Here is a 22,971-nt window from a genome sequence, read left to right as displayed (position 1 = left end):
GTTTGGGTATATATGTAGTGAAAGTTATTGGATATCTGATTTAACAAAAGGAGGATTTTATGGCGAAGAATTTTGAAAAAGCCTGTGTAATTGGCGGCGGCGTGATTGGTTCGTCGTTTACGCTACTTTTTGCGATGGGCAAGATGGACGTTATTAGTTACAACAGAAGTCTGGAAAGTGAAGCAAAGACTAAGAAGATTATTGAAAAATACGTGGATGAGTTGATTGAGAAGAAGGTCGTTACGGAAGATAAGGGAACGATTTTATCAAGAATTAGCTACACTACGAATGAACAAGAAGCGATAGAATTTGCAGATATTGTGGAAGAGTGTATTCCAGAAAACTACGATGTGAAGAAGGAATTCGTGAAGGTTTTTGAAAAATACGCAAAGCCTGATGCTGTTTTGTGTTCAGCAACATCGGGACTTTTAGTGACAAAAATCGCAGAAGATGCTGAGCATCCGGAAAGAATTTTCGGAGCGCACCCTTACAACCCACCTCATTTGATTCCGTTGATTGAGATTTCACAAGGAGAAAAATCCGACCCAGAAACTGCGAACGAACTTCGCGAATTGTTTACTAGTTTGGGCAAGAAACCTATTATCATCAGAAATGAAGTTCCAGGTTTCATAGCAAACAGACTTCAAGCTGTGGTTATGCGTGAAATGATGGATTTGGTGGACAAAGGTGTGGTTAGCATGGAAGATTGCGAAACTGCGTTGACATTTGGCCCTGCGATTAGATGGGCAATCATGGGTCCAGGTCAAATATTTGAACTTGGCGGCGGTGAACACGGACTTGAAGGTTTGCTAAATCATATCGGCCCTTCGATGGAAACTTGGCTCAAAGATTGTGCAACATGGTACGAATTCACAGACGAAATCAAAAAGAAAACAGTCGACGGTGTGCACGAAGCAATCAAAAACAGACCAGCAGACATCGGCAACACTCACGAAACTCTTGCAAAATATCGTGACGGAATGCTTGTCGAAATACTAAGACTTCACAAAGATTTTAAAATTTAATGATACAATAGCGAAATCTCCCGAGGCGTTTCGAGAGATTTTTGGTTTTTATTGATTGTTTTTTGAATTAAATTTTCTAATTTCGTTTATCGTTTTATCTATGACATCACTGCCCAAATTCGAATACAGCTTTTTGTCACCAATTATATAAAACTCTTTTTTGGCTCTGGTTGCTGATACGTTCATTATGTTCGGATTTTCTGAGCCCATCGCCCAGTTTGCAGCTCCTTTGCTCTTTTCATCTGCACCTAAAACCAAGAATACTATTGGCGCTTCTTTTCCTTGGAATGTGTGTACAGTTCCCACATTTGTAGGGCTGAATTTGCTATCGTATCTTGTAAAATCCAAATCTGCTTTAAGTTTTCGGGATAAATTATACGCAACATTTTTGAATGGAGATATTACATAGACTTGGTCTTTCTTGGATTTATCTAAAATATCTTCGTTATGTTCTGATAGTTCTCTGATTTTTTGAACTAATAAATCTCCTTGCTCTTTCACGTATTTATTATCTGCAGATCCGCCGACATCATACCACTGTGCTTTTCCATCTGATTTATTGCCTTGAACCATATTTCCACCGTAGGAAATTTCATTTGAAATGTTGAACATTGGATATTTGCAACGTCTATGAACCCATAAAGGAATCCCTATCCAATCTTCTGGATTATTCAAATCTTTGTAAAATCCATATTGACTAACATTATCAATAAGTGTCTGAGTTGATGCATCTTCTGATAGGTAAGCTTCGCCAACTCCATAATTTTGTCCCAACAAGCTAAGTATATATGAATCTAGTGTTAGAACTGGTTTGATTTGCGCTGGATCTCCAACTGCCATTACGTGCTTACATCTAAATATTGCTCCTACACTTGCTTGTGGCAAAGCTTGACCAGCTTCGTCAATGAATAAATGTCCCAGAGAATTTGCTTGAATATTTGAAAACATCCTTCCCATACTTGCAAATGTGGAACTTATAACTGGAACTACCATGTTTATCCAGTTCCAAGCTTGTTGTATAACGATGTTTTTGTCCAAGTAAGTTTGTTGTTTGTCCCATATTCTAGTTGCAGCTTCAATATTTTTGATATTTTCATACAAGAATTGTTTTCGAACTTTCAATGCACTTATGAACAATTCAGACTGAATTCTACGATAATCTTCGTCAAACCAAGGATTGCTCATTTGTAAGTCATCATATGACAATGAAAAATCCAATACATTTACATCTGTATTTACAGAAACATCCTTTAGATCTCTGATTTTTGCTTCTAGTTTTTTGATTTCATAATCGTCCTTTTGAGTTGCTTGTACAATCTCTGAGTTTTTATCTTTTATAAGCTTATTTCCGTATGAAATTTGAGATTCAACGACTTTTAACTCTTCTACAAAATCATCTAGCATTGATTTTGTAGATCTTTCTTTGTCTAATATTTTTAGCAACTCGTCGGAATATTTTCTCATCTGTTCATCATATGATTTTTTTCTACTAAATTGGAAAAATCCCGGCTTCTGTAATTTCAAAACATCAATGCTATTTTCAATCATTTTCTTATCTTCACTTATATTTGACGATGCTTTGTTCAATTCATCAACTTTTTGGCTTAGTTGATTCTTATTGGAAGATAATTCTTCTAATTGTACATTAATCTCATTTGCAAAACTACTCAATTCATTCTCTCTAATTTTTACATTTTTGATGAAGTCTGATTTTTTATTTAATAACTCGTACTCAAATCTATCAACAGAGAAAATTTTGTCCGATAATTTTTGCCTTTTATCTCTGTAAGACAATGCTTCCTTGTATTTTTCTTCAAATTCATTGTAGACATCATCATCTGAAATGTAATTGATTTTCAAATCTTCAATCACATGCTTTAACGCCGTGATTATATATTTCATGTTTTCTGATCTTCCACCTTCGAGAGAAAACAATCCCCAGAATTTTTCTTCTGAGTTTTTTTCAGATTCTAACTTTTCTACATTTTTGCCATTTTCTTTTACCCATTTTGTCGAAACTTTAGAGTTTGATATATCTTTAAAATAATCTATTTTTTTTAACTCATCTACCAATGATTCATCAATTTCAGATATTAGAGGAAGTTCATCTACAATATTTTTCACAGCGCCATTGTTAGAACTTGCAACAATGATTCCATTTTCCGCTATTTGAGATGGTAGCACACCAATTGATGCCTTATATGACCCGCTTTCCCAATAGACAGTCTCATCATTACCAGCGATTTTTTTGTTTTTTAATTGTAAAATTTCATATGATTGTTTTATTAATAGTTCCGAGAAAATATCTTTTAAAAGTGTAGTTTTCCCTGTTCCAGGAGGTCCATTCACACTTCGCATATTATTAGAATCATATCCAATTGACAAATTGATTGCGACTTGTTGCATAAAAGATGGTGCAAATTTTAAATTACTTGGAAACCTTGACAACGGATAGTTTTTGGGCTGCAAAATATCTACAAAAATATTCCTGTTAAACTTAGGAGATGTGCTTCTACTATCCAAATCCTTTCTATTTGAACTGTTTCCCATCAAATAATCGTTCAAGTTTTTTGATTGAACAGATTTTGCTTTTTGCAAATCATGAACGAAAAATGAATGTAGATTAGTCGCATCGGTCTCCAAGTTTTTCAAAGGTTTCATCCTGCAGTTATTGATGTCTATTTTATTAGTTTGTAAAATATTCAAAATAGCCTTATTGAACCATTCTTTGTATGGTTTATCTTCTGGACAGTCAAATATTTCTTGGATTTTTTTGTTAAAATCTTCCTCAAACTCTTTGAACTCTTTTTCTGAAGGAATTGTATGAAAATTTCTAATGTAAGAACTTTCTGTTAAAAAAGTCATATCAGCACTTAGCTTCAAATCCTTATCGAAATACAATGCGAATGAAAATTTATTGCCCAATGAGATTTCTTGATTAGATACAGGAAGATTGAATTTATCTCTCAAAAAATCGATTACTTCTGTGAATTTAAACACATCAAAATATACAACTATTCCACCTTTTTGATATGGATTCAGATTAAGATATTTAATCTTTTTCTTAAATAAATCATAGAAATCATCATCCTTGAGATATTGAAAAGTTAAAAGCTTACTGTCTCTTAAATTGATATCTCCCTCCGATAAATGCTCCACCATAATCCATGATTCTAATATTTTTTCTTTTTGGTTCATGTTATGCTCCTTTGTTAATCGATTTCATTTTATTATTTCTACATTTCCGCTGATTATAATCTCAATTATCGTGCCTATGTCAAACCCTATCCTAATCTATATTTTTTGACAAAAGCTTCATTAGCTTTCAGGATTTCTTTGTATTCAGTAATCATATTATAAAACGTGGCTTTTTTTAGGCCAGATTTATCCAAGAATTCTTTTGAAGAGATGTTATTATTTTCCCAGTTCTCATACAATTCTTCCCAATTATTTGGAAAATCAATTTTATTTCTTCCTGAGTTGAATTTTCTATTTCTAGGTAGCTCGATAATGTTTTTGTTGTTTAAGAGAACAGAGTCTAATATGGTGCTTAGAATGGCTTTATTCATCGGCTGAGATACGCCGTATTTATATGTGGATTCTAAGTTAGAAACAACCAAGCATTTCCCTTTTTCAATGAAATATTTCAGAGAATTGGCGATGTCTTTTTCATTTATCCCAAGGGATTTTAAGCTTCCAATTATTAAAATATCATCATTTATCATCTCGTTTTTTATCTTTTCTAATTCCTGAAAGCTTCTCATGTGTTCGACACTTACACAAATTTCCGAATCTTTTTTGTGGATAATTTCCATGATGTCTTCAAAAATAGAAATATCTTCTGTTGTTTTGGTGTAAATGTACATTATCACCTATACTACCTCCTAAAAAACTTGACAAACTTATTGAATCTAAAACCCAATGCTTGTTCAAGTTCCAATCTATTCACTGTAATTTGGGACATATCTTTCTTGTCTGAATACTTCGCTTCAAATTCAACAGGAAGAGAATTTGCCCAGCTTTCGAGTATTTTCCTTGACCCTTTGTCGGTTCCTGATGTTATCATTATAACATTTGTTTTAATTATAAAGCATTTGGGTTCATTTTCCCATAGTTTCCTAATTCCTTCTATGGCATCTTTGGAGATGTATTTTGCATGATATGAAAAATCATCATTCCAATTGAGCTCTCTTGCATAATCTGGAAGGTCGTATCCAAATTCTTTGAATATATCGATTAAAGTTTTTGATGAGATTTGCATCATGTCAGGATAGTAATCATCGGCAATATCATTTGATTTAATCATGTAGTCGATAAGCTTGTCCACTTCTGTAATCATCCTTCTAAGATATTCTCTGTATAAGGCGTTTGTCGCTTTGATTTTCATATTCTTACTAATTCCATCGTATGATAGTGGGTCTATGTCAGTTCTAAGTCCGGCATTATATCTCAAAAACGGCATTCTTTTTCTCTCTGGTTCTTCTGGATCGCTCACGCTATTACTTGCAAATATAATCAATGGTTGTTCTTCTCTTTGAATGATTTCGCATTGGTGACTATTTTTGATTTTTTCTTTAAGCCTTGCGTAATATTGCCCGTCTATTTCATCGATAAAAATCGGAACTCCCTTGTAACTCTCAAGCATGCCATCGATGTATTTTGTAGGTGCTGTTTTAACAGAGAATGCTTTTAGCTGTTTATTGGTCATTAATTTTAGAATAAATTCTGTCATAAAACTTTTACCTGTGTTGGAACCTTTGGATGCTAATAATGTATATAATGGCAAGCTCGATGTCGGGATGTTTTTTATGTCTGCTATGCATCTAATTTTCGCGTGAAATGGAGAAGAAAACAAAATGTTTAAAAGCTTGTAATGGGAATCTCTAACTTTGTCTACATCTCCAACGAAATCTTTCTTGTAATTATCAAAAGCTTCAAATAATAAGTCGATATCATTTTTTACATCTTCTTTTTCTGGATTGAGATCTAGTGATTCTCCATCCAAAAAAGCTTCTTTTGTGTCGAAGTTGAAGGTTAATTTCGGATAATCTTTTTCTATTTCTTTGACATCTATCCTTTTTCTTTTTAGTCTTTTTGCATTGACGCCGATTTTATTGATAATATTTGGCAGTATTTCAATGTATCCATTTTTCGAATTTGTATTTAAATTTCGTACAAGTTCTTTGTTCTTCTCCATAATCTTGTCCGCATCGATAGTGTATTTGATTTTTTCGTAAACTTCTCCACTATTTTTGGGTTGTTCTAGGACGATGGTTTTTTGTATTTTCAGTGCTTGTTTGATTATAGGAATATCTTTTTCTGGATTATCAGTTTTTTCCGATGCTACCACATCTTCTGGTATGTCATCTGACAGGCTCCAAGCCGTTTCAAAATCTTGTGCATAAGCAACGTACGCTTCAGAAGTGTCGTCCACCTCATAAATTTCCAGCTGATCTCCAGACCAAGCTCTTCTTGTCATATTAGCAGAGCCTTTGATTACTCTCGTTCGTCCATCATCTGATTTAAGAAGGTAGATTTTTCTGTGATCTATAACATACTTGGGCGATTTAATTAACAAAGATCCTTCTTTCATCATTTGTACCAAATCTTTTTCTGATCTCACAGCATCAGCTGCCATTTCTGACAATCGCATGTTTTCTGCAAGTAAATAAGCTTCTGATGTAAGCTCATGAAGTTCACTGTCTCTTCTGGTCATAAATCTTCCTCCTAGGATAATTTCTCCATAATCAAACATCTTCATGATTTTATTTACAAATTTGATGTCATAGGAAAAAGTAATAGCCCTGATTTCATTAAATCCGAAAAACAACTCCTCCACATTTTTGTAGCTAATGTTTTTCAGCTCAACATGATATATCTTGTGCTTCGTACCTTCTTCAGCTTTTTTACCTTTTCCATCAACAATTCTCAGCTTTTCAATATTTGTACCAGTATCAAATATGTTTAATTGATTCATAAATACCCCCTTTTATTAGTCTAAAAATTCACAACTATTGTTAGACTAATTATACCCATATTCTAATATTAATCAATCATTTTTAGACTTTTTGGTAAAAAAAATCCTCCGACATTATTGGCAAACCAATAAAAGTTCGGAAGATTTTTGTGTTTATTAAATTTCTGTTTTATATATTTGGTTGAAGCTTTTTCCATCGAAAATCTTGGCCATATTGTCTCCAGTTATGCTAAATTAAATAAAATTTTTCATCAATCAATTTTTTTTGATAACTCTGCAAGGATCTCCGACTGCTATGGAGTTGTCGGGAATGTCACGTACAACGACACTTCCTGCACCGATGACTACGTTGTTTCCGATGGTTACGCCCGGACACACGTGCACTCCTGCACCAATCCACACGTCATTTCCAACTTTGATTGGTCTTGCGTATTCTATTGCAGAATTTCTCGTTTGGGCATCTATCGGATGACCCGATGTGTGAAATCCGCATTGTGGAGCTACAAGTACGTTGTCTCCGAAACTAATTCCTCCCGCATCAAGCATTACTACATTGTGATTTGCGTAGAAATTTTCTCCGATTTCAATTCTATATCCATAATCACACCAAAAATTCGATTCAATGTGGAAGTTTTCTCCTGTTTTGTGAAACAATTTTTTCAAAATATTTTTTCTTTTTTCGAGATCCGATGGTTTGGTGTTGTTGAGTTCAAAACACAAATCCTTTGCGCGTTCTCGGTCTTCTACAAGATCCTTATCGCTGCTGGAATTGTACAATTCCCCTCTTAACATTTTTTCTTTTTCTATCATACTGCACCTCCGTGTATCAAAAATATTCTTCTATACTAAATGGAGTTTGCTCATTTGTCAATATGTCGTCGTTTTTGGGTATCATTTTGGGTATCATTTTTGTCTTTTTGGGTATCATTTTTGGATTCATCTTGTTCATGTGCAACATGGTACGAATTCACAGATGAGATTAAAAGAAAACTGTCGACGGGGTTCACGAAGCAATCAAAAACAGACCAGCGGACATCGGCAACACTCACGAATCACTAGCCAAATATCGTGATGGAATGCTTGTCGAAATACTCAGACTACACAAAGATTTTAAAATTTAATGTTGTAAATGAAAAACTCTCGTAAGTTAATTCTTGCGAGAGTTTTGGTTGGTTATTGATTATTTTCAAAAATTTTTTTATACTAAATATTTTTTTATTCCTGAGAGAGTTTTTCCCATTCGTCTCGTGTAACACCGTATTTCATACTGTCGTAATATATGCCGTTCCAATATCGAACTTTTCTGATTCTTGCCTCTTGTATGAATCCGATTTTTTCTGCAGCCTTCATCATTCGTGGATTGCCACTAAACGTAGTCAGTCCTAGATGTTCGATTTGTGAGTTATCATTGAACACTTCGTTTATCCACAATTTGAGGGCTCTCGTTCCTATGGATTTGTTCCAGTAATTTTCGTCGTAAATCACAATCCCTATCTCCATCCATCTAGTTTTCTCATCAATCCAATTTTGAGATACCATACCAACGACAACACCGTCTACTAATATAGCTCTGCAATTCGCTTGTTGAAGATATTTCCAAATATCTGATTTTTCAAATGATTCTAAGCTTTCATAATGAACATCATCTTCAAAATATGGTCCGTTGAACTTAGCCCACTCGGGTGATTCTTCGCAAAATCCATCTCTCCATATCTTTTCCTTGTGCTTATCGGCAAATCTTTCCAGTTGTATTTTCATCTTCTCTCCTTTTCATTATGCCTACCCCCAATATTTTTGATCCACTGTTCTATATCTGATGGCTTCCATCAAATGCTTGGCTTCAATGTTTTCTTTTCCGTCCAAATCCGCGATTGTGCGTGATATTTTGAGGATTTTGTCGAATGATCTGGCGGAGAATTTGTATTTTTCGAACGCTAACTGTATGATGGAGTTTAGTTCGTCGTTTAATTTGCAGTATTTACGAATTTGTTTTGTGTTCATTTGCGAATTGGTAGTGATTTTTTCGTTTTTGAAGCGTTGTTTTTGGATTTCTCGTGCAGCTTCCACGCGTTTTTTGATTTGTTCTGATGTGTCGCATTGTTCATCTGTTGTGAGTTCGTCCAATTTTACTGGCGAAACTTCGACGTGTATGTCGATTCTATCGAGTATCGGGCGGCTGACTTTGTTGAGATAATTTGCGATTTGGTTTTGCGAGCAAGTACATTCGTGGTTTGGATCTCCGTAGTATCCGCACGGACACGGATTCATTCCTGCGACAAATAGGAAGTTTGCTGGATAAGACAAGGACGCGTTGACTCTTGTAATCGTGATGTTTTTCGTTTCGAGTGGTTGGCGCAACACTTCTATTGTCGACTTGGAAAATTCTGGAAGCTCGTCAAGGAACAATGCGCCATTGTGAGCGAGGCTGATTTCCCCTGGTTTTGGAACTCTGCCTCCACCTATTAGGCTGACTTGGCTTGCAGTGTGGTGAGGCGAACGAAACGGTCTTGTGGTTACGATATTTTTTTCTCCAAGAAGTCCTGCGACGGAGTAAATTTTCGTGGTTTCCATTATTTCATCGAAGATCATGTCGGGCAAAATCGTGCTGAGTCTCATCGCAGACATTGTTTTGCCGCTTCCAGGTGGCCCAATCATCAACAAATTGTGAAATCCCGCCGCAGATATTTCCATGGCTCTTTTGAGGAATTTCTGCCCTTTTATGTCCGAAAAATCGACGTCGTATTGTATTTCTTGTTGCATGATGTCAATGTCATCTAAGATTTTCAATTCTTGTTCGCCATTCAAAATCCTGATGATTTCATCCAAGCTTTCCACACAAACTTTCTCGATTCCTTTGACCATGCTGCATTCTTGTGCGTTTTGTTTGGGTATGTAAACTCGTTCGTATCCCAAATCTTTCAGTGACAAAACCATGCACAACGATCCGTTGACTGGGTTCAATCGTCCGTCCAATGATAGTTCGCCGATGAATGCCCATTTTTCTGAAAAATCTTCCACTACTCCCATTGATTGCAATATCGCCATCGCAATCGCAAGGTCTAGCTGCGATCCTTCTTTTCTCAAATTTGCCGGCGCCAAATTAATCGTGATACGTTTCACCGGAAATCTGATTCCAGTGTTTTCAATCGCAGAACGCACTCTTTCCTTGGATTCTTTTATAGAAGTGTCGGGAAGACCAACGATGTTAAACGATCTGAGACCATTCGCAAGGTCGCATTCGCATTCCACGACATATCCGTTCAACCCTTCCAAACAACACGTGTTAACTTTCGAATACATAATTTCTCCTTGTTATCTAATTATTAATGTGGTTTTTGTCGAAAAATGGACAACGCAGTCCTATGCATTGGTTGTTATGCTTGGACCATTTGCACGCAATATCGCTGGATTCCATCTCAACGCCCAAGTTTTCATTGGCAAATTCTATCGCATCCAAAATCGAAATATACGAATCTCTCTTGCAACAACGAGGTCCACCGACTTCTCCGATAGATTCCAACGCTTTGGAAGTCATCTTGTTCGCCATTCCCCAAGTTTTCTTCGCAAGTGGAGATGAACCTGTGACAATCGACATGAAAATTCCTGCGCTAATTCCAGCACCACACGCTCCCCAAAAACCACAAGTTCCACCAGGTACTTGTTTGCCACGCGTTCTCATTTCCTTCAAACTTTTGTTCAAATTAATATCTCCACCAGCATTTTTGAACGCTGTCAAAAGCGCCGCGCCTACCATAATGTGATGTTCTGGGCCGTGCATGTGACAAAAAGATTCGTCCATCATTTTATCCATAATTTCGATTGGATTTTTGGATGTAGAATTCTTGCAAATCCCCCAAATCACATCCATACCATCAGTGTGGCATTCATTGCACACATAATGACCATCGACGCATCTCACGTTGCTGAGTTCTTTTTTATGACATATTGCACACTCCATCTCCACAGATTCGTCCAAATATTCTAACGGTTTCCCGCACAACAGACATTCATCATTCATATTCAAAAACCCCTTTTAAGCTTATTACCTATATTATATCACTGTATTTGTACAAATAAAAAATCGGTGCAGACATTTCTACACCGAAAATTTTTTCTTATTGTTGTGATTTTTTCACGATTTCTTGTACCACTTCGTCCTTTTCGATTGTTTCTGAAACTCTCTTGATGTTTGGATATTCTTTCCAAGATTTTGGAGTAAATTCGCTCCAACGTGTAAGAATGTAAACGTAAGGATCTAAGACTGTTTTCTTGTTTTTGTAAACGTGATCGCCGTCGCCGATCAACCTGTCCAAATGTGTCATCATTTTGTCGATAGTTTCAAATGATTTTTGTTTGATTTTATCAATCTCTGCTTCGTCAGTTGATGTTGTCAAGCCAGCTGGTACGAACAACGCTTCAAATGCTGGATGGAAATCTCCAGTCATAAAAGCCATTATTTCATCGAATTGGAACTTATCTTCAGGAGATTCGTCAGCTCCCAAATCTTTTTCAGGGTATTTGTTCAAAATGTAGCGAAGAATTGCAGCCAATTCGCTTCTCACAATGCCTTCTCCGATATCTAGCGCTGGAACTGCTCCCAACGGATTGATTTTTCTGTATTCATCTGTTCCAAGTTGTACCTTTTCTACCTCGTAATCTGCGCCTGCCCATTCCAAAGCAATCCAACAAGCAACAGCGCATGTGCCTGGTGCGTAATATAATTTCATAACATTCCTCCTTTTGTTTCGCTGTAAATTGTATACCCTTTATTCTTTTTTAATAATCAAATTGATATGGCAAATTTGAAAATTTGTGTGACAAATTTCTCGGATAAATTTTTGAAAATTCAAATTAATGTGCTATAATAATCACAGAGTGTTTAACACGAAGGGGTACACCACCGCGGGTGTAGGTTTCCTTCGTGTTATTTTTTTTAGGGGGGTGAAATATGATTACTGTAAATTCTGTCAAATATCCATTCGAAGAAAATTCTTCTTTGAGAAAAGTTCTTGAAGATTTGAACTTCAATGTGGAGTTGACGGTTTGCGAAGTGAACAAAAACCTCGTCAAAAAAATCGACTACGATAATTTTATCGTCACTAATAACGATGAAATCGAGGTGTTTTCATTTGTTGGAGGAGGTTAAAATGCAGGAAATTTTTAAAAGACAAATCCCCGAACACACAGACATTTTCAGAAATTCCAAAATTTTAATCCTTGGCTGTGGTGGTTTGGGCACCAATTCATGCTTTTTGCTTGCAAAATCAGGCATTGGCACCATCAAAATCGTGGACTACGACACAGTTGAATATTCCAATTTGAACAGACAAATCTACAGACCAACTGATGTCGGCAAGTACAAGGTCGATGCGTTCAAGGAAATTTGCGATGAGTTTTTGTCATTTGCAAATATTTCTGTTGAAAACATCAAAGTTACTGAAAGTAACATCGACGAATTGACCGACGGCTACGATATCGTAATCGAGGCGTTCGATGACGAATACGCAAAGTCATTGGTGTTGGAGCATTTTATCGGAACTGACAAAAAACTAATATCGGTGTCTGGAATTGGCGGCGTGAAAAAATTAGATATAAAAGTTAAAAAAATGAACAACATTGTAGTTTGTGGCGATTTTGAAACGAAGACAGACATCGGTTTGTACTATCCAAACGTGATGATGGCGGCAAGCACACAAGCTATAATCGCACTCAATTGGTTATTGGAGGAAAATAATGGAAGATAAATTGATTTTGGGTGGCAAATCTTTTGACTCGAGATTTATTCTTGGATCTGGAAAGTACGATCCCAACCTTATCAAAGCTTGCGTAGAATCTGCAGGCTGCGAGATGATTACTGTGGCACTTAGACGTGCAAATACAGACGATACGAAAAATATTTTGAACTTTATTCCAGAAAATGTGACGATAATTCCGAACACATCTGGAGCGAGAAACGCAGACGAAGCTATTAGAATTGCAAGACTTGCGCGTGAAATGGGCTGCGGCAATTTCGTGAAAATAGAAATCATGCGTGACAGCAAGTACTTACTTCCAGACAACGTTGAAACGTTGAAAGCTACAAAAGTTTTGGCGGACGAAGGATTCGTCGTTATGCCTTATATGTATCCAGATTTGAACTTCGCGAGAGATTTGAAAGAAGCTGGTGCAAGTTGTATCATGCCATTGGGCTCTCCGATTGGATCCAACAAGGGACTTGCAACCAAAGATTTCATCCAAATCATCATCAACGAAATTGATTTGCCAGTGATTGTGGATGCAGGAATCGGCAAACCATCACAAGCGTGTGAAGCTATGGAAATGGGCGCAAGTGCAATCATGGCGAACACTGCCATCGCTACAAGTGGCGACATCAACAAAATGGCAGAAGCTTTCGCACTAGCAATCAAAGCTGGAAGACTAGCTCACATCGCAAAACCGGGCAGAGTTTTGGAAACAGGCGCTGACCCTTCATCTCCACTCAGAGATTTCTTTAAGTAGGCTACAAATGGAAGAATTCAAATATTTTAATAATATGGAAGATATTCATTCGGACATTTACGATAAATTATCTGAAAAATTAAATGAAGTAAAATCCGTAAATGTGACGGCTGACGATGTCAGAAGAACTTTGGGGAAAATCAAAAACAACGTAGCGTTGGATCATTTTGATTATTACAATATGTTGAGTGATGCTGCAATTGATTTTATAGAAGAATTGGGAGAAATCTCACAAAAACTAAGACTACAATATTTTGGAAACAACGTGTATTTGTTCAGCCCACTTTACATCGCAAATTATTGCGAAAACAGCTGCAAATACTGTGGATTCAGGGCGAAATCAGATATCGTCCGTGCGAAACTTACTATGGATGAAATTGAATCTGAAATGAAACAAATGAGACGTGAAAAAATCGAAGACGTTTTGATTCTAACAGGAGAATCGCAAAAATACTCCTCGGTTGATTATATATGTGATGCCGTCAAATTGGCGAAGAAATATTTCCGCGTAGTTGGCGTTGAAGTGTATCCTACAAATGTTGAAGACTACAAGAAACTTCACGAAGCAGGCTGTGATTTCGTCACAGCTTTCCAAGAAACATACAACCCCACAAACTACAAATTCTATCACCCAACTGGACACAAATCTTGCTTTCCTTATCGATTGGACACACAAGAACGCGCAATCATGGGAGGAATTCGTGGCGTAGGATTCGGGGCATTGTTCGGACTTTCCGATGGAATTGAAGACTGTTTTTGCTTGGGAATGCACGCAAATTTACTGCAAAAAAAATACCCACACGCAGAAATCAGCATATCATTTCCACGAATCAGACCAACAAAAAACGAAGAAGATTTGAACATAAAAGAAGTTCCTGAGACAAAATTGATGCAATTTATAATCGCAACCAGAATCTTCTTGCCATTCGCGCAAATCACAATCTCAACCAGAGAATCCAACGAATTTCGTAACTTGTCACTATTAATGGGAGCTACCAAAATCTCCGCAAGTGTCGACACAGGAATTGGAAGACGTAATGATGAAAAAGATAAAGGCGACGAACAATTCTTAATCAACGACACACGAACAGTCGACCAAGTAGAAAAAGATTTGAAGAAGTACAACTTGTATCCTGTGTATAGCGACTACATTGATGTGTAAAATCAAAACCAGCGTTGTTAATTATAAAACGCTGGTTTTAGGTTTATTTATTAAGTTGTTCTTCAATCTTATTAGATATTGATTTTTCTCCACCTATTATAGTTATTATTGAATCGTTTTTTGTCAGATATTCTTTAATTTCTGATGATAACTCATCTTTAGTACTTAATACTAATACCGCATTTTCTTTATCTGCATATGGAGACGCCACTAAACTATCTGCAAAGTTTTCTCCACTTACTATTATAAATTTATCTGTTTTGTTCATCAATTTAGCGATTTTAAAACTTGTTTCGTAGCGATTTTCTCCTGAAATTCTCTCTACTTTTGATTCAGCTACAGATTTTATAGTATTAAAAGTTTTATTTGAGATTGATTTTTCTCCTCCAGCTACGTTTATCTTTTCTAAGTTTAATTTATTTAATGTTTTCATACTTTCAGAATCAATCGTGTCTTTTGCTACAAGTAATATTGGTGTGTTATCTCGGTTAGATAAATTAGTTATTGCCAATGCATCTGCAAAGTTTTCTCCACTTGCTATTTGTAATTGCTTAGAATTTGACTTATGGATAACTTTTTCTGCAATTTTTAAGCTTGTCTTATATCTATCTTTACCAGCTATTCTAGTTACAGAATATTTTTTATTCTTTAACTTGTCTAATACTTCTACTTTAATAGAATTTTCTCCGCCTATTATAATAATATTCTTAGCTTCTAGTCTTTTAATTTCATCTAATGTATCTTTTGAAATTTCATCTTTAGATGTGTATAATATAGCTGCTCTTTCAATTTTGGCTAAAGGAGATGCTGAAATTGTGTCAGAAAAAGTTTCTCTATTAGCTATAATAACTGTATCCGTTCCATTAGGATAAGTTTTTTTAGATACTTCTATGGCAGTTAATTCTCTATTTCGTCCAGATATTCTATAGATTTTTTTCATTGATTTAGAGTTTGAACTTTCTAACTTAGGATAACCTCCATTTAATTCCCATTTTTTTAATTTTATATTGTTTTTATTGTCAGCTTTAACAAAATCAAATGCTTTTTTTAAGCTTTCTGATGATAAATTTGTATTTAATTTTTTCACAAAATCTAAATCATTCAACTTGTCTATAGCCTCTGCATTTTCAACTATAGAGTCATTCACTACAACTCCAAATCCATTTTTGGTTTTTTTAGATTTTCCGGTTACTTTTACTACTGACTTCTTATTGTAAAAATTATTTATGTTTTTTCCTGTTCCTGTAGATCTTCCTGCTAGTTCCCCAACATCAGTTGTAGGAGAAGTTGAATTTAGGTTTACACTAGAGTAATTGTTGAAAATAACGCCTGATTGGTATCCGCATAACCCACCTATAGATACTTTATTTAATAAACTATCTGCTGTTATTTCTCCTATTGAATAATTGTTGAAAAGCGCACCAAAAGCATTAATCCCAACAAGACCTCCTGCATAAATATCTTTTGATTCTCCTTTTGCATCAATTTGAATTTCTGCAGCTGAGTTTATTATACTAGACTTCAATGATTGCCCTGCAATTGCTCCTATATATTGTTGCGTCCTCATAGATTTTGAATGTATTTTTCCGTTAACATTTATATTATCAATAAAAGCGCCATTTTGTATTCCACCTGCAACAGCTGCGACAAATACTCTATCTTCAGATAAAATTGTATTATATATTTCAAAATTTTTAATGTTTAAATTATAAACCCTTCCTCCATCTATTACTGCAAAAAGAGCCGCAAATCTGTATTGGCGAGGTGTTTTTTCTGAACCAAGCTTCATATTTGAAATAGTATGATTGTTACCGTTAAAATCCCCTTTAAAAGGGTGTTTGCCTTGAGAGCCTACCACTATCCATTCTTTTGTAAGTTTAATATCTTTATTTAATTTTACGTATTTATCAGCATAGTTTTCCTCTTCGTTAACTGATCTAGCAAAATCCAGAAATTGATTTTCAGTATCTATTATAAATGGATCGTCTTTAGTTCCTTTACCTTTTTCAAATATATTATAATTTAGCTTTGAATAGTCTGTTATATCATTTATTTTTGATTTTTCTACTGCTTTTAATAAAGCTTCTTTTAATTTATTGTTTTTGATATCAGATATTTTATCTATTTTATTAATTATTTTATCAATTTCTTCTTTTGTAACTCTTCCTTCAAGAGTCATAATGTCTACAATATCACCTTTTTTATCGAATTTAACTTTTACAACTAAGGATTTATCCTTACTTCTTCCGTAAAAATCACCTTCATTTACTCCTTCTTTAGAATTCATTTGAAGTTGTTTTATAAGGTTTTCTGTATTTGTATCATAAACTACCGATGTCTTTTTGTCAGAAAAAACAGGAAAATCTGATGAGTTTGTCCATTCTAAAATATTTTCAGCTAGATTTTCATCTTTTTTCCAGTAATCTTTTGAACGGCTTCCTTTTTTTAAATTGATTCTAGATTTCTTAAGATTGGAATTTAGTATATTAGCCAGACTACTCGATATTTCTGACTTTGTCATTCCCTTTAAATCCATACTAATACAACCTTCATATGCCATTCCTTCGTCGCTTACACCACTACCTTTAACCATCCATCCAATAGGAACAGAAGGTTTTATAATATTTTTATTATTAGTAGCATTATCAGTAATTAGGACAGAATCCTTATCATAATAGCTTTGGAAAGTTGATCCAATTCCAGTTACCCATCCTGTTATCGCTCCAATAAAACCAGTGTAACAATCGCTAATGATATCATTTGTAGAATAGCAGTTTGAAATAGTTCCCGCATTTACTCCACAAATTCCACCTAAAGCAGTACTTCCTTCTTTTGTAACTCTATTTGCATTTGCTGATATATTACCTTTAGAATAGCAATTAAAAATAAGACCCCTATTAGAAAGAGCCATGATTCCTCCACCTTCGGCAAGCCCTCCATCAGATTCTACTCTTATATCAATATCGCTTTTTGAATTTACTATTTTTTGTCTAATTCCATTTGAAATAACTCCCCCTACAAAAATATTTGTTTTTGGATGAGTAGTTTTACCAATTAATTTACCAGTAACTTCTATGTTATTAATAGTTGAACCATTAGCATATCCTGCTAATGCGCCAACATAAAGCGCACTGTCTGATATTAAATTAAAATCAACGTCTATTTTTAAATTTTCTATGTAGCTATTAGCTCCTAGCACTCCAAATAATCCATAAAAAACAATTTTTTTATCTTTTTCTGATGGATCTTTGTGCAAATTATCTTCGCTTCCAATTTTTAATCCATTTATTGTATGATTTTTACCATCAAAATGACCATTAAAAGCGTATTCTCCCAATCCTACAGGAACCCAATCATTATTTAATTCAATGTCACTAGAAAGCTCAACGTACTTCCCTTTGTAATCTTGTGTTTTTGATAAACTATAGGCAAATTTTATAAGCTGATCTGTATCATTAATTGTATAAGGATCTTTTTTCGTTCCTTTTTGTCCTTTAAATAATTCATCTACAGTTATTGTTTTTTCATTAGCATTTTCTGTATGGTTGTCTTCATGTGTAGATGGATTTTCATTTTCATCCTGCGGCTTGTCTTCCTTATTAGTAGAGTTTGAAACAGCATCTGGTTTGTTTTTAGTTGTTTTCTCATTCAAATTCTGCTCAAACTTACTCTTACTAAAGTCATCTTCGTTATTTGCTAAACTCTCAAGAGGAATCATACTTGTCGTCATAATTCCCGCAAGAAATAGCGCCATTATTTTTTTCTTATCTAATTTCATAATTTCTCCTTTCAAAAAGAATAATAATCATTATCTTTGATATTGATTATTATTCTACCTCTAAAATTTTTTCTTGTCAATTCCATTTAGTGTGATATAAAAAATAAGTTGATTTTTATTTAATAAACATAATCAGAAATTGACAAATTATACCTTATTCAATACACTTTAATTATAAATATTTTTAGGAGGGGTTTATTTGAACAGAAAAACTCACAAGCTTGTTCAATGTGCGGTGCTTGCTGCATTATGTTTCATCACGTTCACTTATTTGCAAATCAAGGTTCCTGTTCCGGGTGGAGATTTCACATCGATTCACTTTGGTAATGTGTTCTTGGTTTTGGCTGCGCTTTTACTCGGCGGACTTTACGGTGGACTTGCTGGTGCTATCGGAATGACTATCGCAGATATCATGGATCCTGTGTATATAATGGTTGCTCCGAAGACTTTCGTGTTGAAGTTGTGTATTGGTTTGATTGTTGGAGCAATCGCTCACAAATCCAAGAAAATCAATGAATCTAACGACAACAAATACATTTTGAAGTGGGCTGTTATCGCTTCATGTGCAGGGATGTTGTTCAACGTGTTCGCTGATCCATTTGTAGGTTATTTTTATAAATTATATGTCTTGGGTCAACCACAACAAATAGCATCTGCGTTGGCGAAAATCAGCGCTGGTGTAACTTTCTTCAATGCTGTTGTGACCGTTATCGTTGCAAATATTTTGTACATGGCAGTGCGTCCAGTGTTGAAACGCTCACATTTATTGGATTAAAAAATGCGTCAGATTACTCTGACGCTATTTTTGTTGACAGTTCAAATAAAAGATATTACAATTAAGTTAGAAAGTAGGAAATTCTAACTTGAGAGGTGATAATATGTTAGTTGAACTTAAAGCAAAGTCGCAAGTGACAATTCCAAAAGATATTGTGAATTCTCTTGATTTGAATCAAGGAGATCAATTCGAAGTTATGGAAGAAGATGGTAAGATTATTTTCGTCCCTGTAGCTGTATATCCAGAACGTGTGATTGAAAATTTAAAAAAATCCGTTAAAGAACTAAAAGTTTCGATTGAAAATGGCGACCAACCTATTTTTGACAATATTGATTCTCTTTTTGAAGAGTTGGACAAATAATGAGCTATAAAATAACTTACACGAAATCATTTAAAAAGCACTACAAAAAATTATCTGATATCGAAAAAAAGCAAACTAAGAAAAAACTTTCATTTTTTATAGATAATCCAACACATCCTTCATTAAGAACTAAAAAAATCAAGGGAACTGATGGTTTGTGGGAATCTTCCGTGAACATGGATATAAGAATTATTTGGTATTACGAAGATAATGAAATGAGATGATTATTTTATTGGATATTGGTCATCACGATATTTTATTTGATTTTTGATTAAATTAAAAAATGCGTCAGATTTTACTCTGACGCTATTTTTGTCATTACCCTATCGCTATAAACACGATTGCTAGTATCAACGCTAATAATCCTACAAGGATGCATTTTCTACAAGTAGATATTCTTTTTAATATCATTTCTTTTTCTTTTTTGGTAAATTTTCTGTTGTTTTTTCTCATCAAGATTCTATCCAACGCTACTGGTTGGCGATTGTTTTGCGATATAGTTTGCCACACTTTTTCTGAGTTCACATTTTTTCTAATCTTGGCGATTGCCAATATTTTAGATATTGAATAAATCCCGTAAATGAGTGCTATTGCAAATATTCCCAAAAATACATAGCCTACTATTTTCATTTTATCATCTCCTTTACGATTAGTATAAATGAGATTTCGATTTTACTCAACTAACACGCATCGCTCTGAATGAATTCAAAATAGCAAGCACTGTAACTCCAACGTCTGCAAAGATTGCAGCCCACATATTTGTAAGTCCAAGCGCCGATAATATTAGCACGATTATTTTCACACCGATTGCAAAATACGCGTTTTGTTTTGCGATTTTGAGTGTTTTCTTTGAGATTTTGATTGCTTGGGCGATTTTCGTTAGCTCATCTGTCATGATTACGACATCGCTCGCTTCAATTGCCGCATCGCTTCCGATTTGTCCCATGGAAATTCCGACATCGCTGAGTGCAAGCACTGGCGCATCGTTGATTCCGTCTCCTACGAATGCCACTTTTCTTCCCTTTTCTATCAAATCTTTTACAATTTCAACCTTATCTTGTGGAAGTAGCTTGGATTTGTATTCGTCAATTTTGAGATTTTCTGCTACTGATTTGGCTACAGATTCATTATCACCAGTTAGCATGTATGTTTTTTTGATGCCGACATTTTTCATATCAACAATCGCTTGTGCGCTGTCTTGTTTGATTTCGTCGGCGATTCTGATGTAGCCTGCAAATTTCGCATCTATCGCAACGTATACAACAGTGTCTGTAGTATTTATCGGTTCAAATTCAACATCTTTTAAAAGCTTAGCATTTCCCGCTAGGATTTGTTTGCCATTTATCACAGCTTGTATCCCTTGGCCTGCGATATTTTCTGCAGATTCCAAGTTCAAATATTCTTTGTCCCCATAATAATCAATTATCGATTGTGCGATTGGATGGTTGGATGATTTCTCAGCGCTAGCAACGTATTGGAGCATTTCTTCATCTGAAAATCCAACTGATTTCGCTTCTACAACTTTGAACACGCCTTGTGTCAATGTTCCAGTTTTATCCATCACAACAGTGTCTGTTTCTGCTAGCTTTTCGATGTAGTTACTTCCTTTAACCAAAATCCCTGCCTTGCTGCTCGCACCGATTCCTGAGAAAAAGCTCAATGGAATGCTGATTACAAGTGCGCAAGGGCACGAAATTACAAGGAATGTCAATGAACGATACAACCATGTTTGGAAAGGTTGTTTCAATATCAAAGGCATCAATATCGCAAGCGCTGCTGCGACCAATACTACAACAGGAGTGTATACTCTTGCGAATTTCGTGATGAATTTTTCTTGTTTACTTTTTTGGCTGGATGCATTTTCCACCAAATCCAAAATCTTCGTCACTGCAGAATTTTCAAAATCCTTCGTAACTTTCGCATTCAAAACCTTGTCCATCACGATGTAACCCGACAAAAGTTCCTCGTCTTTTGCGACAGTAATTGGAACACTTTCTCCAGTCAATGCCTTCGTGTCAACCATGGAGCTTCCTTCGGTAACCACGCAGTCCAAAGGAACTTTCTCTCCTGGTTTGATTACGATAATATCTCCCACACTCACATCGTAAGGATCTACCTTGTCGTAGCCATCTTCCGTTTTCAAATTCGCAAAGGTCGGTGCAATATCCATCAATTCCTTGATTGAATCACGAGATTTCCCAACAGCCTTGTCTTGGAAAATCTCCCCGATTTGATAAAAAAGCATAACAGCGACACCTTCGGCGTATTCTCCAACGAAAAACGCACCCACAGTTGCAATCATCATCAGGAAATGTTCGTCAAATAACTGACCGTTTTTCAAATTCAAAAACGCTAACTTAATCACTGGAATTCCTACAATCAGATAACTCACAATGAAAGCCGCAAGTCTTGCGTATGGTTGTTTGATAAAAAATCCGATTGCAAAAAATATCGCCGAAACTATCGTTAATTTTATTTCTCTGTTCATTATTTTACTTCAACGTAAGGTTCAATTGATTTGATAATGTCTTTTGCTTGCGCCAACACACTATCAAACTTGTCATCTTCTACATCCAAGACCATTTTTGTAGTGATAAAATTCACAGTAACAGAATTTACTCCGTCCAATTCCTTGATTTTCTCTTCCATTTTTGCTGCACAATTTGCACATCCCAAATTTTCTAATGTATATCTTCTTTTCATAACTTTCTCCTTTTTTTATTTTTCTAAATTATTGTCGTTATTCTTGCACGTGTACTATCGCAATGTCGAAGATTTCTTTCACATGATCATCCGAAATCGAATAATACACAACTTTTCCTTGACGTCTAGTCTTCACAATGTTGCTTTGTTTTAACACTCTCAATTGGTGGCTAATTGCAGATTGGCTCATATTCATCACAGCTGCAATGTCGCACACGCACAACTCTCCGCTTTCCAACGCCATCAAAATCTTCACCCTTGTTTGATCTCCAAAAATTTTGAACATATCGGACAAATCGACAATCAATTCGTCATCTGGAAGCTCATTGATAGCTTTTTTTACATTATCCTCGTGAATTAGCGTTACTTCACATTTTTCATCGTTGAATTTATCTATATCTCTCACATCCTTTATATGAACATATGAATACTTGTTCATTTGTTAATTTGATAGTATCATTTTATTTTTAGTTTGTCAATAATCATAACCACCAGCTTAGCTGGTGGTTTGCTCTGCCCCTATAAGGGGCTGTTGCCTGCAATGCACCTTGTGCATATTGAATGTCCGACAGCTGCACTACATTCTCAATTGACGCTAAAGCGCCTCTTTCTTCTTTTTATTTTTTATTCTTTTTCCCAGTAAATGGGTCTATATACTCTTTCAAACTTATTTGGTCCGCTATATAATCTTC

21 protein-coding genes and 1 pseudogene are annotated in these 22,971 nt (G+C 35.2%); 8 read left to right on the top strand and 14 right to left on the bottom strand.

Annotation, left to right across the window (positions count from 1 at the left end):
- The first annotated feature begins 59 nt into the window (after positions 1-59).
- Positions 60-1,025, top strand: a complete 966-nt coding sequence (locus tag B9N53_RS00105) for a 3-hydroxyacyl-CoA dehydrogenase family protein (RefSeq protein WP_094203174.1) — start codon at positions 60-62, stop codon at positions 1,023-1,025.
- A gap of 48 nt (positions 1,026-1,073) precedes the next feature.
- Here the strand turns inward: B9N53_RS00105 and B9N53_RS00100 are convergent, their stop codons facing one another.
- The 8 genes from B9N53_RS00100 to B9N53_RS00065 all read right to left on the bottom strand — a co-directional run bounded on the left by B9N53_RS00100 (position 1,074) and on the right by B9N53_RS00065 (position 11,729).
- Positions 1,074-4,223: a DEAD/DEAH box helicase gene (locus B9N53_RS00100; RefSeq protein WP_199797380.1), complete on the bottom strand. Its 3,150-nt coding sequence runs from the start codon at positions 4,221-4,223 to the stop codon at positions 1,074-1,076.
- Between the two features lie 86 nt (positions 4,224-4,309).
- On the bottom strand, positions 4,310-4,891 hold the full coding sequence (locus B9N53_RS00095) for a resolvase (protein WP_094203173.1): 582 nt from the start codon (positions 4,889-4,891) through the stop codon (positions 4,310-4,312).
- Between the two features lie 11 nt (positions 4,892-4,902).
- Positions 4,903-7,002: a lantibiotic ABC transporter gene (locus tag B9N53_RS00090; RefSeq protein ID WP_094203172.1), complete on the bottom strand. Its 2,100-nt coding sequence runs from the start codon at positions 7,000-7,002 to the stop codon at positions 4,903-4,905.
- 255 nt (positions 7,003-7,257) lie between these two features.
- Entirely contained in the window at positions 7,258-7,812 is a 555-nt protein-coding gene (locus B9N53_RS09480) for a sugar O-acetyltransferase (protein ID WP_094203171.1), read from the bottom strand.
- Positions 7,813-8,217: 405 nt separating this feature from the next.
- The gene (locus tag B9N53_RS00080; protein ID WP_094203170.1) at positions 8,218-8,760 is read right to left on the bottom strand and encodes a GNAT family N-acetyltransferase; all 543 of its coding nucleotides are present in this window, start codon (positions 8,758-8,760) and stop codon (positions 8,218-8,220) included.
- Between the two features lie 21 nt (positions 8,761-8,781).
- The gene (locus tag B9N53_RS00075; RefSeq protein WP_094203169.1) at positions 8,782-10,302 is read right to left on the bottom strand and encodes a YifB family Mg chelatase-like AAA ATPase; all 1,521 of its coding nucleotides are present in this window, start codon (positions 10,300-10,302) and stop codon (positions 8,782-8,784) included.
- Positions 10,303-10,318: 16 nt separating this feature from the next.
- Complete coding sequence (locus B9N53_RS00070; RefSeq protein ID WP_094203168.1) at positions 10,319-11,020, bottom strand: DUF5714 domain-containing protein; 702 nt, start codon at positions 11,018-11,020, stop codon at positions 10,319-10,321.
- 97 nt (positions 11,021-11,117) lie between these two features.
- Positions 11,118-11,729: a glutathione S-transferase family protein gene (locus tag B9N53_RS00065; RefSeq protein ID WP_094203167.1), complete on the bottom strand. Its 612-nt coding sequence runs from the start codon at positions 11,727-11,729 to the stop codon at positions 11,118-11,120.
- A gap of 221 nt (positions 11,730-11,950) precedes the next feature.
- On the opposite strand from B9N53_RS00065, the gene thiS reads away from it, so the two are divergent.
- The 4 genes from thiS to thiH are packed head-to-tail and all read left to right on the top strand — an operon-like array spanning position 11,951 to position 14,662.
- The gene (gene thiS / locus B9N53_RS00060; protein ID WP_094203166.1) at positions 11,951-12,148 is read left to right on the top strand and encodes a sulfur carrier protein ThiS; all 198 of its coding nucleotides are present in this window, start codon (positions 11,951-11,953) and stop codon (positions 12,146-12,148) included.
- Position 12,149: 1 nt separating this feature from the next.
- Positions 12,150-12,746: a sulfur carrier protein ThiS adenylyltransferase ThiF gene (gene thiF / locus B9N53_RS00055; RefSeq protein WP_094203165.1), complete on the top strand. Its 597-nt coding sequence runs from the start codon at positions 12,150-12,152 to the stop codon at positions 12,744-12,746.
- A complete protein-coding gene (locus tag B9N53_RS00050; RefSeq protein ID WP_002835870.1) occupies positions 12,736-13,500 on the top strand; it encodes a thiazole synthase in 765 nt (254 codons plus the stop codon). Before thiF ends, B9N53_RS00050 begins: the two co-directional genes overlap by 11 nt.
- Positions 13,501-13,507: 7 nt before the next feature.
- On the top strand, positions 13,508-14,662 hold the full coding sequence (gene thiH / locus B9N53_RS00045) for a 2-iminoacetate synthase ThiH (protein ID WP_094203164.1): 1,155 nt from the start codon (positions 13,508-13,510) through the stop codon (positions 14,660-14,662).
- Positions 14,663-14,705: 43 nt separating this feature from the next.
- On the opposite strand, the gene B9N53_RS00040 is transcribed toward thiH, so the two are convergent.
- Entirely contained in the window at positions 14,706-18,440 is a 3,735-nt protein-coding gene (locus B9N53_RS00040) for a cell wall-binding repeat-containing protein (protein ID WP_094203163.1), read from the bottom strand.
- A gap of 199 nt (positions 18,441-18,639) precedes the next feature.
- On the opposite strand from B9N53_RS00040, the gene B9N53_RS00035 reads away from it, so the two are divergent.
- The 3 genes from B9N53_RS00035 (at position 18,640) to B9N53_RS00025 (ending at position 19,800) form a co-directional block, all read left to right on the top strand.
- Positions 18,640-19,215: an ECF transporter S component gene (locus tag B9N53_RS00035; protein WP_094203162.1), complete on the top strand. Its 576-nt coding sequence runs from the start codon at positions 18,640-18,642 to the stop codon at positions 19,213-19,215.
- Between the two features lie 103 nt (positions 19,216-19,318).
- Positions 19,319-19,576 carry an AbrB/MazE/SpoVT family DNA-binding domain-containing protein gene (locus tag B9N53_RS00030; protein ID WP_094203161.1) on the top strand — a complete coding sequence of 86 codons (258 nt, stop codon included), beginning with the start codon at positions 19,319-19,321 and terminating at the stop codon, positions 19,574-19,576.
- The gene (locus tag B9N53_RS00025) at positions 19,576-19,800 is read left to right on the top strand and encodes a type II toxin-antitoxin system YafQ family toxin (protein ID WP_242432376.1); all 225 of its coding nucleotides are present in this window, start codon (positions 19,576-19,578) and stop codon (positions 19,798-19,800) included. The genes B9N53_RS00030 and B9N53_RS00025 overlap by 1 nt, the downstream gene beginning before the upstream one ends.
- A gap of 94 nt (positions 19,801-19,894) precedes the next feature.
- On the opposite strand, the gene B9N53_RS00020 is transcribed toward B9N53_RS00025, so the two are convergent.
- From B9N53_RS00020 to B9N53_RS09535, 5 genes and pseudogenes are all read right to left on the bottom strand, one after another.
- Positions 19,895-20,206: a hypothetical protein gene (locus tag B9N53_RS00020; protein WP_002835878.1), complete on the bottom strand. Its 312-nt coding sequence runs from the start codon at positions 20,204-20,206 to the stop codon at positions 19,895-19,897.
- A 46-nt stretch (positions 20,207-20,252) separates the two neighbouring features.
- Positions 20,253-22,064, bottom strand: a complete 1,812-nt coding sequence (locus B9N53_RS00015) for a heavy metal translocating P-type ATPase (protein ID WP_094203160.1) — start codon at positions 22,062-22,064, stop codon at positions 20,253-20,255.
- Entirely contained in the window at positions 22,064-22,279 is a 216-nt protein-coding gene (locus B9N53_RS00010) for a cation transporter (RefSeq protein ID WP_002841777.1), read from the bottom strand. The genes B9N53_RS00015 and B9N53_RS00010 overlap by 1 nt, the downstream gene beginning before the upstream one ends.
- Positions 22,280-22,316: 37 nt before the next feature.
- The gene (locus B9N53_RS00005) at positions 22,317-22,718 is read right to left on the bottom strand and encodes an ArsR/SmtB family transcription factor (protein WP_094203159.1); all 402 of its coding nucleotides are present in this window, start codon (positions 22,716-22,718) and stop codon (positions 22,317-22,319) included.
- 178 nt (positions 22,719-22,896) lie between these two features.
- A pseudogene (locus tag B9N53_RS09535) lies at positions 22,897-22,971 on the bottom strand (IS200/IS605 family transposase); the annotation flags it as partial.

Source organism: Finegoldia magna (genome assembly GCF_002243175.1).
GTDB classification, from domain to species: Bacteria; Bacillota; Clostridia; order Tissierellales; family Peptoniphilaceae; genus Finegoldia; species Finegoldia magna_J.
The sequence above is the reverse complement of the archived record's forward strand: the minus strand, read 5'-3'. Positions and strand labels throughout refer to the sequence as shown.

Excerpts from the sequence above, each read along its gene's own strand:
- B9N53_RS00065 (WP_094203167.1), bottom strand. The coding sequence starts at position 11,729 with ATGAAATTATATTACGCACCAGGCACATGCGCTGTTGCTTGTTGGATT.
- B9N53_RS00050 (WP_002835870.1), top strand. The coding sequence starts at position 12,736 with ATGGAAGATAAATTGATTTTGGGTGGCAAATCTTTTGACTCGAGATTT.
- B9N53_RS00010 (WP_002841777.1), bottom strand. The coding sequence starts at position 22,279 with ATGAAAAGAAGATATACATTAGAAAATTTGGGATGTGCAAATTGTGCA.
- B9N53_RS09480 (WP_094203171.1), bottom strand. The coding sequence starts at position 7,812 with ATGATAGAAAAAGAAAAAATGTTAAGAGGGGAATTGTACAATTCCAGC.
- thiS (WP_094203166.1), top strand. The coding sequence starts at position 11,951 with ATGATTACTGTAAATTCTGTCAAATATCCATTCGAAGAAAATTCTTCT.
- B9N53_RS00080 (WP_094203170.1), bottom strand. The coding sequence starts at position 8,760 with ATGAAAATACAACTGGAAAGATTTGCCGATAAGCACAAGGAAAAGATA.
- B9N53_RS00075 (WP_094203169.1), bottom strand. The coding sequence starts at position 10,302 with ATGTATTCGAAAGTTAACACGTGTTGTTTGGAAGGGTTGAACGGATAT.
- thiH (WP_094203164.1), top strand. The coding sequence starts at position 13,508 with ATGGAAGAATTCAAATATTTTAATAATATGGAAGATATTCATTCGGAC.
- B9N53_RS00020 (WP_002835878.1), bottom strand. The coding sequence starts at position 20,206 with ATGAAAATAGTAGGCTATGTATTTTTGGGAATATTTGCAATAGCACTC.
- B9N53_RS00015 (WP_094203160.1), bottom strand. The coding sequence starts at position 22,064 with ATGAACAGAGAAATAAAATTAACGATAGTTTCGGCGATATTTTTTGCA.
- B9N53_RS00105 (WP_094203174.1), top strand. The coding sequence starts at position 60 with ATGGCGAAGAATTTTGAAAAAGCCTGTGTAATTGGCGGCGGCGTGATT.
- B9N53_RS00040 (WP_094203163.1), bottom strand. The coding sequence starts at position 18,440 with ATGAAATTAGATAAGAAAAAAATAATGGCGCTATTTCTTGCGGGAATT.
- B9N53_RS00025 (WP_242432376.1), top strand. The coding sequence starts at position 19,576 with ATGAGCTATAAAATAACTTACACGAAATCATTTAAAAAGCACTACAAA.
- B9N53_RS00090 (WP_094203172.1), bottom strand. The coding sequence starts at position 7,002 with ATGAATCAATTAAACATATTTGATACTGGTACAAATATTGAAAAGCTG.
- B9N53_RS00095 (WP_094203173.1), bottom strand. The coding sequence starts at position 4,891 with ATGTACATTTACACCAAAACAACAGAAGATATTTCTATTTTTGAAGAC.
- B9N53_RS00070 (WP_094203168.1), bottom strand. The coding sequence starts at position 11,020 with ATGAATGATGAATGTCTGTTGTGCGGGAAACCGTTAGAATATTTGGAC.
- B9N53_RS00005 (WP_094203159.1), bottom strand. The coding sequence starts at position 22,718 with ATGAACAAGTATTCATATGTTCATATAAAGGATGTGAGAGATATAGAT.
- thiF (WP_094203165.1), top strand. The coding sequence starts at position 12,150 with ATGCAGGAAATTTTTAAAAGACAAATCCCCGAACACACAGACATTTTC.
- B9N53_RS00100 (WP_199797380.1), bottom strand. The coding sequence starts at position 4,223 with ATGAACCAAAAAGAAAAAATATTAGAATCATGGATTATGGTGGAGCAT.
- B9N53_RS00030 (WP_094203161.1), top strand. The coding sequence starts at position 19,319 with ATGTTAGTTGAACTTAAAGCAAAGTCGCAAGTGACAATTCCAAAAGAT.